This is a genomic window from Hyphomicrobiales bacterium, assembly GCA_016125495.1.
Taxonomy (GTDB): Bacteria; Pseudomonadota; Alphaproteobacteria; order Rhizobiales; family RI-29; genus RI-29.
In genome coordinates this window covers 1-14,222 of record WGLQ01000030.1, presented here as the reverse complement: position 1 = coordinate 14,222, position 14,222 = coordinate 1, and the positions used below count along the sequence as shown (strand labels likewise).

The window sequence follows — 14,222 nt, the reverse complement described above, 5'->3', positions numbered from 1 at the left end:
GCGATCAGCTCCCTTTTTTCGTTCACGATAACTCTGAACTCCAACCATCCACGCCGCCCACCATTGGAACTCATACTTGTCGCGGCGAGCGAGGTCATGAGCCGAAGCGAGGTCGAAGGGGCGGCCGGTCACGCGGTATGCGGACGTGCTTCCCTTCTGTTTTAGCCGCCCTTCGATCACGTCGATCGCATGATGGGTTAGGTCGATTCCAATCCAACGCCTCCCGGTCATGTCCGCCGCCGCGACAGTGGTACCGCAGCCGCAGAAGGGGTCTAGTACGACATTGTCCAGTCTTGAGGACGAGAGGATGATTCGCTGGAGCAGCTTGATCGGCTTCTGTGTTGGATATCCAATGCGCTCCCTCGACTGCGCCGAAATCGGAAATATGTCCAAGACAATATCTTGAATTGGCGCGCCAGGGCTATTGATCTCGTAATGCTTGTAGCGCGGAACATTTCCCTTTTTTGGCCACACGATAAGCCCGGCCGATTCAAGTAAACTCAGCTTGCCCTGTGTGTTCATGTCGTCGAAGTTTTTGCCTGGAAACTCCCGCATCAAAACTTTCATTGGCACAGCCCAGTGTCTGCCAACGGCGGTCGGATCTATGCCTCTCCAAGGCTTGCCCGAATCACCTTCACGGGTATCAGTTCCGGTCAACGTGACAAGTTGGTATCTACCGCGCTGATCTGAATGCTTGAAATGGGTTTTTATGTAATCAGGTTTGTGTTCTTGGAATGTGTCATTCCAAGTGAATGCATCTGACTTCCTGTAGTACAGCAATGTGTCATGGACCGGCGCCCACCGTTTGGCACCACCGTGCGCATGTGTTCTCTTCCAGACAACTTCACTGGTAAAATTCTTTTCGCCAAAAATTACGTCAAGAATGATCTTGACGTAGTGGCTTACGGTTGGATCGCAATGGAGATATAGTCCTCCAGTTTCCTTCAGTACTCTATGCATCTCCATCAATCTGACTGTCATCATCGCGAGGTATGCCAGCAAGCCAGTTTCGCCCAAGGTTGAGCGTAGTGCGATCATTAACTTAGCTGCCGATGTACCTGAAGAGACGATGTCTTCGAAGGCCGTCTCAGCGGACTCGTCCCACCACCAAGTGTCTCGAAACGCCGTCGTTTGCGCATCAACGGCCGAACCATCTGGCGACCTGAACAGCAGGCTGTATTTGGCGTCGGACTTGAACGGCGGGTCGAGATAGATCAAGTCGACCGATTCGGACGGCATTTCTCGGAGATAGCCAAGGTTGTCCCCGTAGAACAGCGAGTTCGTCATCTCCCCCTCCGACGAATCAGACGCGTACCACGGAAATCGAAGGTATCACGCAAGAGAGATCATAACAACTTATTGATTTGAAATGACTCAACCTTAAACATGTAGAGGGTGTGCGTGTGACAGAACCCTATATCTAGTGGCTAGAAGAGGGAGAGCTGGCGATCGTCGTTTGTCTTATGAGCCGGCCCGCCACGTCGATGCCGGCGACCGCAGGTAGGGCAGGCGTCTTCGAGTTCTTCGTGAGCCACCAAGCAGACGTCGGGGTCTTGGTTCACACCCGAGGTCAGGGTGGCGACGTGGTTCTGGCTCAGTCCCAGTGCCTCGGCGATGCGTTTGTGGGACCAGCCGGCCCGCCGAAGCCACTTTGCGTCGTGCGCATGCCGCAGGGTCTTGGCGCTTGGCCAATGACGCTCCTCGCCCCCCAGGTGCCGACCGAGCAGACGGGCCTGTCTCACGCCCAGGATCCTGCAGAGCTCATGGGAGGGCTTCGGCTCGCGCGGCAGATGAAGGCGGCGACCACCCCAGGCGGCCGCCAGCCGGAACGCGGCCGGGACGCCCACCAAGCGCGCCACGTCGGCCAGCACGCCGGGTAGGGTCTCCGGCTTCACGTCCGGCGGCGGGATATGGGGCAGGACGCGCGTCACCGCGATGCGGCCTCTCCGCCCGCCTTGGCAGCTCGGATCCAGGCGCCGAGTTTGCCCGCGGCGACGTCGAGTTCCTGATCCGAGAACGAGCCCTTGCGCTCCTCCCACTCGGCGATCCGCATGGCTACCGGTTCGCCCAGAGCCAGGAGCCAGTTCCACTGCGTATCGATCAAGGCGACTTTGGCTTCTCTGCCATCCGCCGGGACGTGCCACTCGTACCTGGCGGCGATCACCTTCAGGGCCTCGATCACGCTGCCGGACTGATCGCTTTGCAGCCAATCGACGCGTTCCACGCCGGTCTGGCGGCAGACGAAGGCGTTCAGCGCAGCGTCGCCGCCGTCGTCGATAGCCGCGAGGTTCCAAAGGCTGATCCAGAGCGCGCGGATTTTGCCGATGTGCGGGCGCGTCGGCACCGACTTTGAACGCCCTTTGAAGGCGCCCTGGGACGCCATGTGGTCGAGAACCGCGCCGCGCTGCGCGGGCGACAGATCGGCGGCACTGCGTCGGCCGGTCAGGCGCTGGAGCAGATCGCGGTAGGTGTCGTCGTCGAGCCGGAGATCCTTGGCGCCGATCTTGATCTTGGCGATCTCGGACTTTCTGGCGGCGGCAATAGCGGCAGCCGCTCCTCCAAACCCGCCCGCGACAGACCCAGCCTTGGGACGTGCCATCAGTCCCTCCCGTCGAGCAGAAGAGCAAGCGATGCGCTACCGAACCGGCACTCGGCGACCTGGCGGATGGTGACACCGGCGCTGGAGCAGGCGTTCAGCGCGGCCTGCAGGGCCGCCAAGGGATCGACCGAGTTCCGGGCGGCGAGCAATGTGTCAGGCTCGCCGGCGAGCTGGCAGAAGGCGGCATTGAGGGTGTCCCAGTCGCGCCGGGTGGCCCGAGCGCCGCGCACTCGCACTCGCCGAATCTCGCGATGCAGATCCAGCAGGGCGTCAACCGGGTCGGCGGCCGTGTCCGTCACGTCTGCCCCACAATGAAATTGCCTCGGATGGGGTTCTTGGGGTAACTATGGGTCGATATGGGAAGGCTTGGGATGCGACGGGTTGATTTCCTGGGCACCAGGTGGCCATATGCAGCACATGAACCGATTCGGAAAATCGCTTGTTTCGGCGGTCGCATCGCTGTTGTCGATCGCGCCGACGGCAGAGCCATATCTTCGGTCCAGGTCGGACAGCGAGCAGATGTATGCGGACTGGGCAGCCGTTGGAAGCGACCTGCGAGTTGCGATGAGGCGGTTCGATGAATCAGCGGATAGGAAGGCGAAGGCGCCAAGAAGTTGAGATTGGACCGCCTGATCCTCTGATGCCTCATGGCCCTACGATGCGAAACCATCAGGTTTCCATCATGCAAAAGAGCCACTCTGGACCACTTCCCGCCGCCGAGGATTTTGCCGCGTACGGTGAAGTCCTCCCTTCGGCGCCGGAGAGAATTCTGGCGATGGCTGAAGGCAATCAGGTTCATCGACATAAGCTCGAAGATCGAGCGATGACTTTCCAGGCAATTGAAAGAATTGGCAGTCGTTTGATCGCGGGTCTCTTCGCGAGCGGGTGCATCTTCGCGGCTGTCTACGTTGCACCAAAGTCCGAGTCTCTCGCGGTTACGATTGCCGCGACGACGATTGGTGGCGTGGTTTGGGCTTTCATCTCTCAGCCGCGAGCCCGAAGACAAAAGCCGGACGATAAGACCTAGATCGATCGAATGGCCCGCTTCTTGCGCAGGCGGCACAGCGCGAATGGATGTGCCTGAAACAACGCTCAAACGGCGGTTCGGGCTGGTTTGAACCAGGCTATCAGTCATTCCGACCTCACCCGGCCATGCGAAGGTCGAGAGCGTCGACCGCCGTTTGGAGGGTCGGGTAGTCGGCACCGTCCCCAGAGATCGTATAGGCCACGCGGCGGCCGCCGCGACCGTCGGGCCAGCTCTCCCGTCGCAGGACCGGCACGACGGTGCTCCGATACACGAAGAGCGGGCCATGGCTGGTCCCGACATTCAGGATCAGCAACCAAGCCCCGTCGCGGATGTCGTCGGCGCGGATCATCGCGACATCCCGAGCAGGGAAACCCGCCGGCGAATCTCGGCGGTCGTCGCGCTCGATCGGCGCCGGCACAGTTGGGGAAGCGTGGCGCGTTGTCCGTTCCGACGAAGCGCGATGGCGATCAGGGATTGGGCGCGCGGCGTCAGCGGCGCGGACCAGGTGGTACGCATCATCGCCGATCCTCGGCCGCCATGACAGCGGCGTCGGCTGCCTGGCGATAGGTCCTGAGCGCCGCCAGCTTGTCCTTTCCGCAGGTGGCGCCGACGCGACGCCACGAGGTGTTCACGGGCTTCTGAAGTTCCTTCGGGACGTTCGCCCAGCAGGGGCCGCACATCAGGTGCCCGGCGCGGATCGGCGCACCGCATCCTGGCACGGGGCAGATGCGGGAGCTGGTCATGTCTTCTTCCCCGGTAGCAATGGAGTGGGGCGGGCGAGGCCGCGCGCGGGCTCGCCGGTGGCGACGCCCGGGTTGATGGCGGCCTTGTGCGCCGCCCGGGCGCCGGCGCCAGCGGCATCGGCGAAGCCCTTGCCGGGGTCGCTGACCTTGTTCGGGCGCGGCTTCTGGAAGTCGATGGGCAGGGACTTGCGGTGGTCCTCGGCCTCGTCGGCCCGGGCGGCGGTGCGCGCAGCGTTCTCGTTCACCAGCCGCTCGAAGAGATGGTCCACGAAGTACAAGGTGAAGGCTTGCAGGGCCTTGGCCCGCGTCGTCGGCTTGCGGCGACGGGCGTATTCGGCGGAGCGCCGAAACCCGAGCTTGGCATCCCTGATGGCCCGATCGATCACGGCGTGAAGGTACTCGGCGACCAGCGCGTCGGGCTCGCGGCCGTGATAGACGATGACGCGGTGGCCACCGATCTCGGTCCACATGGCGCAGCCAGCGGCGACGGCCACGGCGTACCAGATGCGATCCACCACCTTGTCCGCGCCGTGGCGGCCGAGGTCGGCGCGCAGGCTCACCCAGTCGGCCTGTGCCAGCTCCTCGGCCGTGACGCCATGCTCGGCCATGAGGCGATGGGCGACGGCGGCGGCGTTCAGCGCCTCGGCCTCGGTGCAGCCATTGGCCTGTGTCATCGCCAGGAGAGAGCGCAGCTTGGCCTTCAGGCGCGTGGTGGCGGCGTCGGTCATCACCGGGTCCTCGGGCCTTGCGGGCACCAGGTGGCGCGGGCTTCGCCGTGGTATGGGCGGCCGAGGCCGGCGGCGATGAGGAGTTCCGCGACGTCGGCGCCGCCCACCAGTACCCGCGCCAGGGTGCGGCGGTACCTGTCGCGACCCTGTCTCTCGACCACCACATCGGGCCGATCCACCAAGGCTTGCAGCACGGTCTTGGCGCGCCGCGCCAGCTCCTCCTCGCGCGGACACCTCGCCTTCAGCTCCGGCGCGTCGACGCCGATGATCCTGATGCGCTCGGCCCCGATGGCGAGACTGTCGCCGTCGATCGCGCGGATGGGGTCGCCAGCCGACGCGCCACCGCACAGGGCGGCGAAGGCGAGAGGTGCCAAGACCGCGAGCGGAGCCGCAACACGGGTCATGGTCAGCGTCCCCCCAGACGGTCGGCCGGAAGCCGATGATCGGCCGCGAGATGCGAGGGAACCTCGGCCGAGGCGAGATCGATGGAGATGGTCCGCCAGGGGCCGAAGCCATCGTCGAGGATGTCGCGCTCCTGCAGGCGGATATATGTCTTCGAGCCGATCACACGGATGCTCTCGCGGATCGCCTCCATGGCCTGCTTCCACTCCGGATCGTCGATGCCGTAGCGCAGCAGGGCGAAGATGTCGGCGTGGTTGAGCCGGCCCGCCTGGTCGACCTGGAAGGCCTTGGAGACGATGCTGCGCAGTTCGTCGCGCGCGCCCTCCGACCAGCGGATGAGCAGATCGTCGATGATGGCCTTGGCGGCCTGGAGCTGCGGGCCGAAGGCGATCTGGTCCGACACCTGGACGAGCACGCGTTTCGACCCGTCGAAGCTGGTGAGCTGCACGTTGCCGCGACCTTTCAGGCCCCGTTTGGTGACGCCGTACTGCTCGTTGATGAGGCCGAGGAACTCCGAGATATCCTCGAAGGTGTGGCCTTTGAAACGGCCGATCTGCGCTTCGAGTTCCTTGCCGAAGCCGATGATCTTGTCGACCGTCTGATCTTCCAGAAGATCGGCGGGCTTGACCTTGCCGCGCGGCAGGTAGCTGCCATCGGCGGCGCGCATCAGATCGGAGGGGACGGGAACGGATGTCATCTTGACCTCCTGGTCGGCGTGGCTTGGGCCATGTGCATGGCGATGCGGTTGACATCGATAGGGGGCAGATGAGCGACGGGCGAAGCCGCGCGCTCCGCGCGCCACCAGCGGATCAGAGCGGCGATCATGGTGTTCCTCCACCGGACCTCGCGCGCTCGACGGCGCGGGCCGCGTCGGCCTGCCGGCCCATCTGTGGATCGGCGGCCGCCGAGAACAGGCGGTCGGCGAGGTTCAGGGCCGCCGCCGGCGAATAGGCGAGGGTGGCGAGATGCATGCCGTCCGCCCGGACCTCGAGGTGGACCGCCGCGCCTTCGCGCGAGACGAGGATGGTGCCGCGCGGCGCCGTCATCGGATCAATCCTCCGAGCTGTGAACGAACACCCACGACCTCTCGCGACCAGGTGATCGAAGGCGGCCGGTCGACGTCGCGGCTGACCTCATCGGCCAGTTCGGCGGCGGCGACATCCTCGAACGACACCTCGGCGGGCATTCGAGGGTCACCATGTAGGGGCAGGACTTCACGCGCGGGCAATCCGCGAGGCAGTAGCCAATCCTCGCCGGGGTTGCCCGGTGCCGTCAGCCACCCGCCGGTCATCAGACCATCGAGCAGCGAGCGCGATTCCCAGATCGGGTAGAACCACTCCGACTCCAGCCTTTCCAGGGTGAGCGTAGGGTTGGCCGCGATGATCTGGAGCATCTCCAAGGCGGCGCCACGAGGTTTCCTCGTGGGTCTCACAGTGCCATCCAAGACGGGCAGGTTCCTTGGCAGCCCACGCGGCAACGTCCATCTGCCGCCCCAGGGCGGCGGCGGCCTCAGCCACCCCTCGCGACTGAGAACCGGTACACGGGCGTCCACGCTCCACCGGCTCACTTCGGCGATCGTCGCCAGGGCGGCCCGATCGACGTGGGGGCGCGCGGCGACGGCGTCCAGGATCGCCCGATCGACGCGGGTGAGGACGAAGCCACGAGTGAGCTTCGGCGTGACCTCGTCCGCGTAGTGTTGCGCCATATGGCTCACGCCCGGTCTCCCAGAGTGGTCAGTACGCTCGTGGTGACGATGAGACGCCGGTCGCGCAAAACGGGCGGATCATCGGCCTGTGCCCGGCGCTTCTCCTCGATGCGCATCTCTTGCGTGACGCCCGCGAGCGTGCGGTGGACGGTCGACCATCCGGCCGCGTCGAGCCCGACGCACGGGTCGCGCTCGGCCGCGAGCCGGAAGGCCTCGGCGCAGCGCCAGATCGCCGATTGGTGCCGACCGAGCAGCCCGTTCACCCGGGACAGATCCTTCAGGCAGGTCGCCGTGGCATCGTAGCGTTCAGCCGTCGCCGGGCGCCCCTGCAACGCCGCGATGAGGCGGGCCACCTGATCGACATAGGCGGCGGTCGCCTGCGGCGGGCCGAGCGGCCGCGTGGGGCCGAGGGTCGATTGAAGCGACATTCTCACTCCTTTCCGGCGGCCAAGCCCGCTCCGATCGAGCAGGTCTGACAGGCCGTCCAATGGGCGATCGCGTGAGGATTGCTGGTGGGCAGGCGTCGATCGCGCTGCCCCTGGCAGTCAGCGACGGACAGGGGCCGGCGCAGGTAAGGGCAGTCGACGTTGCCGAGCGCGTGCTCGATACGGCGCTCCACCTTGGCGACGTCGGCCGGGTACTTCCCGGCCAGCAGCATGCTGAGCGTGCTGCCGTTGATGCCGATGCGGCGCGCCACGGCCGCCTGGGTCCCGCGCTGGGCCAATTCGGCGCGTACCATCGCCTCGACGCGCGGGCTCAAGCCTGCCATGGCGCCAACTCCCTGGAATTCGGGTCGAACACGCCATCCGCGCGCAACATGGGCGCCAGGCGGCCGGTATCGCGCACCAGCCGGTACTGCTTCACCCAGCCATCGCCTCGCCGCACGCGGCCGCCAGGCATTTCTTCAAGGAACCCAGCGCGACGCAGTGCCGCGAGGTAATCCGTCGTTGAACTGCGCGGATTGCGATCCTCCGCTTTGGCGGCCAAGCCCATCACGTCGAGCCCGGTGAAGGGGCGCTGGCCCATCATCCTGATGGCGCGCCACAGGCGGCTGCGCATGCTGTCCGACCGGATGCGCGGGAGGTTCGACGCGGCGGGACGTCTACGCCACGGAATGCGGCCCCCGGCCTTGATGATCTCCCGACCTGCGGCCGTTCGGCGGTAGCATCCAACCTCCGTTCGCTCCACAAGCCCGCGCGAGACGAGATCGCCGCAGGCCAGCGAGACGGCGCGATAACCAAGGCCGGTGTCGGCCGCGAGCCCAGGCAGCCGATGGCATTCGCCCGACATGGCGGTGAGCACGGCTTCCTGCGAACTGGGGCGCCTGCCGCTCATCACACCACCACCGCACGACCGGTCTTGCGGTCGTTCAGGAGCGGCTTGCCGCGCATATCCGCCACCGTGATCGGCCGTTCCGTCCGGCGTCCCTGGCGCTCGATCGAGGCGATCCCTTCCATGATCTCGCGGGCGAGGCCGCCCGCCGCCCGATGCAGGGCGGCGACCAGGTCATCGGCGATCGGGACCTCGGCGAGTTCGTCGGCCAGGAGGCGGACATCCTCCACCGTCGCCCGCTCGAACCCGACATATTGGCCGACGCGGCTTGCCACCTGCGGGAAGCGGCCGAGGCCGGAGCGGACCCGGCCCATGCCGACCAGGATGGTGGGCACGAAGATGGCGTCCGACAGGTCGCGGATCGTTTCCAGCAACAGGCCGGAGCGAACGACGTGGTCGACCTCGTCGATCACCAGCGCGAAGGGCCGACCACGCCGATACCCTTCCTTCATCCGTTCGCCAAGACCGCCGAGCGCCTGCCGGAACATGGCGGCGAAGCTGCGTTCGGGCGCCACCCGGAGTTCATCTTCCAGCAGCTCGCGAAGCATCCAGGACGGTGTCCAGGCCTTCTTGGCCCTCAAGTAGACCCAGCCATTCTCGACCGCCAGCTTGCTCGCGGCGTAGGTCTTGCCCAAACCGGGCTCGCCATCCACCACAAGCAGGCAGGCTTCGACGGCGCCGCGTTGCTGGACGGCCGAGAGCGCGGACATGAGGCGCTCGACGTTCTTGGTGGCCACGAGTTGCGGGTTCTTCATGATCGTTTCAAGCCTTCTTCAAGCGGTCATGGGAGAGGCCACCGGTTCCGTGGCGAGCCGGCGCAACACCTCGACGTCCGCGCCGCGCCGGGCGAGGCGCTGCAGCTCGAACGGGGCCGCTGGGCTGTCGAGGAACCAGATGATCCAGCGCCGATCCTGAGCCGTGGCGCGATCGGGATGCCGGGCGAGCCAGGCCGCCAGATCGACGTCGTCGGCCGTATCGGGTCTTCCGTCGGAAGGGGATGGCGGGACCACGCCATCGAGCGCGTCGGCCATCCGCGCCACGGCCGGCGCCGGGAGCACCGTCTCGCCCGATTCGGCGGCGAGACGGAGGGGCTGCGGGCCGAGCTGCGCTTCTATCGCGTCGCGCTTGCGGTCCAGCCGGTCGAGCTGCGCGGCGACGCGACGCTCGCGCGCCTGCTCGATCACCGCCTTGGGGAAGTAGGCCACCACGTTGGCGTCCAGTTCCGCCGCGCAAAGGTATCTGCCCTCGCGGTCATGGACCCAGACCTTGGACGCGTCGTGGATGTCGTAGGCGACCAGCACATCCTCCCCGTGCAGGTCGAGACGCTCCAGCTCCATGCTGAAATATCGGTTTCCCCACACCCGTACCTCGCCGCGCACCACCTTGCGCGACACCTGCGGGCGGAACAGCGTGAGGGCCTCTTGCGGATCAAGCGTGATGGGCGACCAGCCGCTTGCGACGAACTCCTGCCAGCGCTCGTTCGGCGTCTGGTGGCGAAGCCGGCCGGCCGCGTCCCTGATCTTCGGCAGGGTGGAGTGCGGCCGGTCGTTGTAGGCGTCGACCTGGCTCCGCGCCCAGTCGATGAACTGCGACCATGTCATCAGGACGCGGGTGGCGCCGGTCTCTTCCAGCTCCTTGCGGGAGCGGCGATAGACGGCGTCCTTGGCCTCCCGGTCCATCTCCTCGCCCACATACGCGGGCAAGCCCTTGGCGGCCGTCTTCCACAAGGTCGCCTGAAGGCGTTCGATGACGCCGCGCGCTTGGGCGTTGTACGCGATGGCGGTCTGATGGCGCATGCCCACACGCTCCATCACGCCGGTGACCTGGTCGGTCATGTGGCGCGCCACGAATCCACAGCCGTTGTCGGTGTAGACGATGCCGGCGACCCCGGCCGAGCGCACGGCGTGCGCCAGCGCGTCGGCGACCAGCATGGCGCTTTCGGCCTCTCCCGCCGACCATCCGATGGCACGGCGGGTAGCGACGTCCGCCCATGTCACCAGCTCTGCCCGCATGGGACGGCCGGTCTCCGGGTGCAGGACCTCTGCCTTGTTCAGGTGGCCGTCGCCCGTGATCACGTCCAGCGGCTCCAGCTCGTTGAAGGAGCGCACGGTGAAGGCCCGCAAGCGCTTGAGTTCGCGTGGCCCCATGCGGCCCCGGTTGCGCGTCAGCGCGCCCAAGCCCGCCACAACGCGCTGAGCCGTCCGCAGGTTCGGCCGGATGTCCTCCGGCAGCTGTTGGACCGCCCAACTGATCGACGGCTTCGACGGCAGGGCGTAGACCCGCATGAGAGGCCAGAGCCATTCGGGCGGCGCGTCATCGGCGGCGACCTGTGGGGCCACCGCCGCCACCCCCGCCTGACGCAGGGCCCGCCAGCGCCGCAGGCTGGCGACCGACAGGACCCGGCTCTCGCCGCGCCTGGCGTTGGCCAGTGCGGCCGCCCGCGCCAGCCTCGGCACCAGCGTTCCCGCGCGCGCCGCCTCGGCCTGACCCAGGGTCATGGTCATGGACAGCCGCTCGACCTCGCTCAGCAGGGCGAGCCGCGCGTCCATCACCTCGCGCTGCCAGTCGGCGAGCGCCGGCAAGGACGCGGGCGTACGCTCGCGCCGTGGTGCCGCCACCGCCGTCGCTTCTGCGGCTGGTTCCAGGCGCAGCATGAGAAGCGCACGGGGCCGATCCGGCAGGGCTGAGACGGGATACTCGCGGCCGCCGCCGCGTCCGGAGCGAGGACGCCATGGCCAATCATCGCGATCCGCCTGCTTTTGAATCCCCATTCGAGTTTTTGGCAATCCAGGTACCGCCAGTTCGGCCAGCTCGCGGGCGGTGAACCAGCGCTCGGTCATCGGACGGGCCTCGGCGCCTTGAGCGCCTTCAGACGCTGGTCGATGACCGCGCGCTGTTCGGTGAGATAGCCGATCTCGGCCAGACGCTGGTCCTCCGACGGCATCGCCAGATAGCCGATCTGGCGGCACACATCGTCGAGCATTCCGCCCGCCTTGGTGGCCTGGACGAAGGCGAAGAACCGGTACGCGGAGACGTTGTGATCTTCTCTGCTCTCGGCCGTATAGGCGTCGAGGATGTGCTTGGAGACATCCTCGTTCAGGAGACGGGACATCGCTGCGGCGATGTCGTAGCGGTCCATGCCGGATTCGCGGATCGCCTGGCTCATCATCACGCCGATCCGGCGGCTGAGGCCGGCCAGGGAGCCGGGCGCGTCCACCGCCGCCGCGACGGGGCGGAAGAGCGCCATCTGACGATGATCTGGCGGTTGACGGCTCATCGCTTCACCGCCCGCCCGGGGACTCCTGAAGGGTTGCCCCTCACGTCAGGCGGCCTTCCGACCCGTACCCCGACCGCCGTCTATGGACGGTGTGTCGATTGGACGTTCGCGATCGCCACACAGGCGGGTATTGTGATCGCGGATACGGAGGTCGATGCGCGTCCCGTCCGGGAACCATCGATCGGGCCAGATCACATGGGGTTCGACGCCGATGGCCTCGGCGATCGCCTGCTCGGCCAAGGGAAAACCCTTCGCCTTCAGCGCGTATCGGCTGGAGCCAACGACGAGCCCGTTCTTGCGGTCCACCGCCGACAGCGTCAGGCCGCGACGGGCGAGGTGGAACTTGATCTCCGCTGTGGACCAGGTGGTCTGAGCCATTCCGTCTCCGCTGGTGATGCGTTCGCACCGGCCCTGCCAGGCCTTGCGCACGTCAATTGCAACAGGCGGGGTAGACGATGGCCTTGTATTGTCGGCCTGTCAACCTAGAAAGTGCGGCTAAACGGGTTTCGGGTTTGTCAATCGCCGAAGTGTCTAGGGTTTCTGTGAACTCCCGACGAATCAATGCGTTGGGACAACGTGACACTCATGGCTAGAGTTGGCCGCCCAGTTGCAGGTTCGGCTTCGGCACTTGAAACTCGGATCGGTCAGGTGCTGGACCTCTACGAGAGCCGCAAAGCCGCAGCGGAGGTCGCGGGGCGCGACGTAGATATGCTTCGGCACTATGAGACCGGCAAATCAACACCGCCTCTCGATGTTGTGGCGCGCCTTTGCGTTCCAAAGGGCATCCGCCTCGCTTGGCTATGGACCGGCGATGGACCGATGACCGAAGAAATTGGGTCTGGATTTGGCTTTGCCGAGAACGATCCGCCAAGGGGCGGCATGGCAACGCCGCAAGAGCCGTTCAGTGGGCTTCCAGTGCTCGACACGAGGAGAACCGGGCTCTTGAAGGGGATGCTCGGTCAGGTGAAAGGGGCCAAAGTTCGCGATCGATTGACGCGGGCGTTGGAGGGTACCGCGCCCGCCGATTCGCTGCCGGTTTCGGCGGGGGAGTTGGGTGACGGGTTCGTTCTGGTCCCTCAATACGACATCCAGGCATCCGCTGGCGCCGGCCGGTTCTTCGAGGCTGAGCAGATCGTCGACTACCTGGCCTTCAAGGAAAGTTGGGTTAGGCGGACATTGCGTGTAGCGCCGTCCAATCTCGCACTAATCCATGCCGTAGGAGAGAGTATGGAGCCGGTTATCAGATCCGGCGACCTGCTACTTATCGATACCTCTGTTACAGAAGTGCTCGATGATACAATCTATGTCGTAATCCGTGGAGACTATGTGATAGTCAAGCGCCTGCAACGCTTCTTCAACGGTGCCGTATCAGTGAAGAGTGCCAATCCAGCTTATTCCGAGGAGACTCTGACAGGTGATGAACTCAAATCCCTGAAGATCGTCGGCCGGGTCGTTTGGGTGGCTCGTCAGATTTAACAGTGCCGATTGGGCTTGGAGGCCATCATGTTCATACGCGCGATCATAATTATTTTGCTCTTTGCTTCGTCATCACGGGCAGATGAAAGCGCCATTGTCGATGGTATGCGAGACATAAAGGAAGCTTGGGAGAAATTGATTGATTCGAGGACTCCGTTTTTTGTGAACTGCCCGGACCGATCAATGGCACTTGTGATGTTCACCGGCAGGTCTGTCGTCGAGTTCGATGTCTTGAGAACAGACTCGATCACCAAGCCTTACAAGGGAACGATTCGCTTTTTCGCATATCTTGTGAGCAATCAATATTCCGAGCAATCTGATGGCACCAAGACCGGCGTTGACTCCGGGTATTCAAAGAATGGCTATGCATGCTACAGTTCTGGCGAAAAGGCGCTTAGCGTTGTTGACGAGAATAACTGGACGCCATATTCAAGCTCGTCGAGGCGGACGGAAGTATTCATGGAGTACGATATCGTCGATGGTCACTTACTGATTCGCATGTCAAGATTTGGCGAGCCGATTAAATTGATTCTTGACTTAATGCGTCCGTCCAACCCGCGATCATGGGCGCCGGTCGTGGAGCGCCGTTTGGCGCGGTAGGTGGGCTTTGCTCAAATCGGTGTCGCGTTCGCCGGATTTGAAGGTCGATTGCTCAAAGCGTCGATGCGCGATAGTGACGCTGTCGGCGCCTCGGAAGTGGCGGAATTCAGCCGTTCCATCCCATTTGATCCCGCCATATCCCGTCAGGTCCCGGATTCTCAAATCACCTGTCGCGTGACACTCAGGCGGCCGCCTCGGCCGGCCCCGTCCAGGTGCTGCTGGCGACCGATCGGGTGATCGCCGTCGTCGACCAGGACGTGCCTGTCACGCGACAGGTGATTTGAGAATCCGGGACCTGACGGGATATGGCGGGATCAAATGGGATGGAACGGC

Annotated in this window: 21 protein-coding genes; 3 read left to right on the top strand and 18 right to left on the bottom strand. The window is 64.9% G+C overall.

The annotated features are described in order from the left end of the window. The 4 genes from GC150_17310 to GC150_17295 form a co-directional block, all read right to left on the bottom strand. Window positions 1-1,287: site-specific DNA-methyltransferase (locus GC150_17310; protein MBI1386666.1), on the bottom strand; the 1,287-nt coding region annotated here is incomplete at its 3' end. Between the two features lie 140 nt (window positions 1,288-1,427). Continuing rightward, a complete protein-coding gene (locus tag GC150_17305) occupies window positions 1,428-1,931 on the bottom strand; it encodes a hypothetical protein (protein ID MBI1386665.1) in 504 nt (167 codons plus the stop codon). Then, window positions 1,928-2,599 carry a DUF1018 domain-containing protein gene (locus GC150_17300; GenBank protein MBI1386664.1) on the bottom strand — a complete coding sequence of 224 codons (672 nt, stop codon included), beginning with the start codon at window positions 2,597-2,599 and terminating at the stop codon, window positions 1,928-1,930. Before GC150_17300 ends, GC150_17305 begins: the two co-directional genes overlap by 4 nt. Further along, window positions 2,599-2,898 carry a hypothetical protein gene (locus GC150_17295; protein ID MBI1386663.1) on the bottom strand — a complete coding sequence of 100 codons (300 nt, stop codon included), beginning with the start codon at window positions 2,896-2,898 and terminating at the stop codon, window positions 2,599-2,601. Before GC150_17295 ends, GC150_17300 begins: the two co-directional genes overlap by 1 nt. A gap of 278 nt (window positions 2,899-3,176) precedes the next feature. Between GC150_17295 and GC150_17290 the strand changes: the two genes are divergently transcribed. Beyond that, window positions 3,177-3,626 carry a DUF2335 domain-containing protein gene (locus GC150_17290; protein ID MBI1386662.1) on the top strand — a complete coding sequence of 150 codons (450 nt, stop codon included), beginning with the start codon at window positions 3,177-3,179 and terminating at the stop codon, window positions 3,624-3,626. Window positions 3,627-3,741: 115 nt separating this feature from the next. Here the strand turns inward: GC150_17290 and GC150_17285 are convergent, their stop codons facing one another. From GC150_17285 to GC150_17220, 14 genes are all read right to left on the bottom strand, one after another. After that, on the bottom strand, window positions 3,742-3,975 hold the full coding sequence (locus GC150_17285; protein ID MBI1386661.1) for a hypothetical protein: 234 nt from the start codon (window positions 3,973-3,975) through the stop codon (window positions 3,742-3,744). A 166-nt stretch (window positions 3,976-4,141) separates the two neighbouring features. Beyond that, window positions 4,142-4,369 (bottom strand): hypothetical protein, encoded by a 228-nt coding sequence (locus GC150_17280; GenBank protein MBI1386660.1) that lies wholly within the window; start codon window positions 4,367-4,369, stop codon window positions 4,142-4,144. Continuing rightward, window positions 4,366-5,097 carry a DUF2786 domain-containing protein gene (locus GC150_17275; protein MBI1386659.1) on the bottom strand — a complete coding sequence of 244 codons (732 nt, stop codon included), beginning with the start codon at window positions 5,095-5,097 and terminating at the stop codon, window positions 4,366-4,368. Before GC150_17275 ends, GC150_17280 begins: the two co-directional genes overlap by 4 nt. Then, window positions 5,097-5,501 (bottom strand): thermonuclease family protein, encoded by a 405-nt coding sequence (locus tag GC150_17270; GenBank protein ID MBI1386658.1) that lies wholly within the window; start codon window positions 5,499-5,501, stop codon window positions 5,097-5,099. The genes GC150_17275 and GC150_17270 overlap by 1 nt, the downstream gene beginning before the upstream one ends. A gap of 2 nt (window positions 5,502-5,503) precedes the next feature. Further along, window positions 5,504-6,196: a DUF3164 family protein gene (locus GC150_17265; GenBank protein ID MBI1386657.1), complete on the bottom strand. Its 693-nt coding sequence runs from the start codon at window positions 6,194-6,196 to the stop codon at window positions 5,504-5,506. A gap of 124 nt (window positions 6,197-6,320) precedes the next feature. Next, window positions 6,321-6,545, bottom strand: a complete 225-nt coding sequence (locus GC150_17260) for a hypothetical protein (protein MBI1386656.1) — start codon at window positions 6,543-6,545, stop codon at window positions 6,321-6,323. Continuing rightward, complete coding sequence (locus GC150_17255; protein MBI1386655.1) at window positions 6,542-7,213, bottom strand: hypothetical protein; 672 nt, start codon at window positions 7,211-7,213, stop codon at window positions 6,542-6,544. The genes GC150_17260 and GC150_17255 overlap by 4 nt, the downstream gene beginning before the upstream one ends. Further along, window positions 7,210-7,632 carry a hypothetical protein gene (locus tag GC150_17250; GenBank protein ID MBI1386654.1) on the bottom strand — a complete coding sequence of 141 codons (423 nt, stop codon included), beginning with the start codon at window positions 7,630-7,632 and terminating at the stop codon, window positions 7,210-7,212. Before GC150_17250 ends, GC150_17255 begins: the two co-directional genes overlap by 4 nt. Window positions 7,633-7,634: 2 nt before the next feature. Next, entirely contained in the window at window positions 7,635-7,973 is a 339-nt protein-coding gene (locus tag GC150_17245; protein ID MBI1386653.1) for a LacI family transcriptional regulator, read from the bottom strand. Next, window positions 7,961-8,539, bottom strand: coding sequence for a hypothetical protein (locus GC150_17240; GenBank protein ID MBI1386652.1), 579 nt, complete (start codon window positions 8,537-8,539; stop codon window positions 7,961-7,963). Before GC150_17240 ends, GC150_17245 begins: the two co-directional genes overlap by 13 nt. Continuing rightward, window positions 8,539-9,291 (bottom strand): AAA family ATPase, encoded by a 753-nt coding sequence (locus tag GC150_17235; GenBank protein ID MBI1386651.1) that lies wholly within the window; start codon window positions 9,289-9,291, stop codon window positions 8,539-8,541. The genes GC150_17240 and GC150_17235 overlap by 1 nt, the downstream gene beginning before the upstream one ends. 18 nt (window positions 9,292-9,309) lie before the next feature. Continuing rightward, entirely contained in the window at window positions 9,310-11,376 is a 2,067-nt protein-coding gene (locus tag GC150_17230; protein MBI1386650.1) for a DDE-type integrase/transposase/recombinase, read from the bottom strand. Then, entirely contained in the window at window positions 11,373-11,783 is a 411-nt protein-coding gene (locus GC150_17225) for a hypothetical protein (GenBank protein ID MBI1386649.1), read from the bottom strand. The genes GC150_17230 and GC150_17225 overlap by 4 nt, the downstream gene beginning before the upstream one ends. A gap of 75 nt (window positions 11,784-11,858) precedes the next feature. Then, complete coding sequence (locus tag GC150_17220; protein ID MBI1386648.1) at window positions 11,859-12,242, bottom strand: hypothetical protein; 384 nt, start codon at window positions 12,240-12,242, stop codon at window positions 11,859-11,861. 132 nt (window positions 12,243-12,374) lie between these two features. On the opposite strand from GC150_17220, the gene GC150_17215 reads away from it, so the two are divergent. Both GC150_17215 and GC150_17210 read left to right on the top strand, forming a co-directional pair. Next, on the top strand, window positions 12,375-13,289 hold the full coding sequence (locus tag GC150_17215) for a hypothetical protein (protein ID MBI1386647.1): 915 nt from the start codon (window positions 12,375-12,377) through the stop codon (window positions 13,287-13,289). Between the two features lie 27 nt (window positions 13,290-13,316). After that, on the top strand, window positions 13,317-13,889 hold the full coding sequence (locus GC150_17210) for a hypothetical protein (protein ID MBI1386646.1): 573 nt from the start codon (window positions 13,317-13,319) through the stop codon (window positions 13,887-13,889). The last annotated feature ends 333 nt before the right edge of the window (window positions 13,890-14,222 follow it).

Coding starts and splice junctions, on each gene's coding strand:
- GC150_17240 (MBI1386652.1), bottom strand. CDS start 8,539: ATGAGCGGCAGGCGCCCCAGTTCGCAGGAAGCCGTGCTCACCGCCATG.
- GC150_17300 (MBI1386664.1), bottom strand. CDS start 2,599: ATGGCACGTCCCAAGGCTGGGTCTGTCGCGGGCGGGTTTGGAGGAGCG.
- GC150_17250 (MBI1386654.1), bottom strand. CDS start 7,632: ATGTCGCTTCAATCGACCCTCGGCCCCACGCGGCCGCTCGGCCCGCCG.
- GC150_17230 (MBI1386650.1), bottom strand. CDS start 11,376: ATGACCGAGCGCTGGTTCACCGCCCGCGAGCTGGCCGAACTGGCGGTA.
- GC150_17290 (MBI1386662.1), top strand. CDS start 3,177: ATGAATCAGCGGATAGGAAGGCGAAGGCGCCAAGAAGTTGAGATTGGA.
- GC150_17260 (MBI1386656.1), bottom strand. CDS start 6,545: ATGACGGCGCCGCGCGGCACCATCCTCGTCTCGCGCGAAGGCGCGGCG.
- GC150_17265 (MBI1386657.1), bottom strand. CDS start 6,196: ATGACATCCGTTCCCGTCCCCTCCGATCTGATGCGCGCCGCCGATGGC.
- GC150_17285 (MBI1386661.1), bottom strand. CDS start 3,975: ATGATCCGCGCCGACGACATCCGCGACGGGGCTTGGTTGCTGATCCTG.
- GC150_17280 (MBI1386660.1), bottom strand. CDS start 4,369: ATGACCAGCTCCCGCATCTGCCCCGTGCCAGGATGCGGTGCGCCGATC.
- GC150_17275 (MBI1386659.1), bottom strand. CDS start 5,097: ATGACCGACGCCGCCACCACGCGCCTGAAGGCCAAGCTGCGCTCTCTC.
- GC150_17215 (MBI1386647.1), top strand. CDS start 12,375: ATGCGTTGGGACAACGTGACACTCATGGCTAGAGTTGGCCGCCCAGTT.
- GC150_17235 (MBI1386651.1), bottom strand. CDS start 9,291: ATGAAGAACCCGCAACTCGTGGCCACCAAGAACGTCGAGCGCCTCATG.
- GC150_17270 (MBI1386658.1), bottom strand. CDS start 5,501: ATGACCCGTGTTGCGGCTCCGCTCGCGGTCTTGGCACCTCTCGCCTTC.
- GC150_17225 (MBI1386649.1), bottom strand. CDS start 11,783: ATGGCGCTCTTCCGCCCCGTCGCGGCGGCGGTGGACGCGCCCGGCTCC.
- GC150_17245 (MBI1386653.1), bottom strand. CDS start 7,973: ATGGCAGGCTTGAGCCCGCGCGTCGAGGCGATGGTACGCGCCGAATTG.
- GC150_17210 (MBI1386646.1), top strand. CDS start 13,317: ATGTTCATACGCGCGATCATAATTATTTTGCTCTTTGCTTCGTCATCA.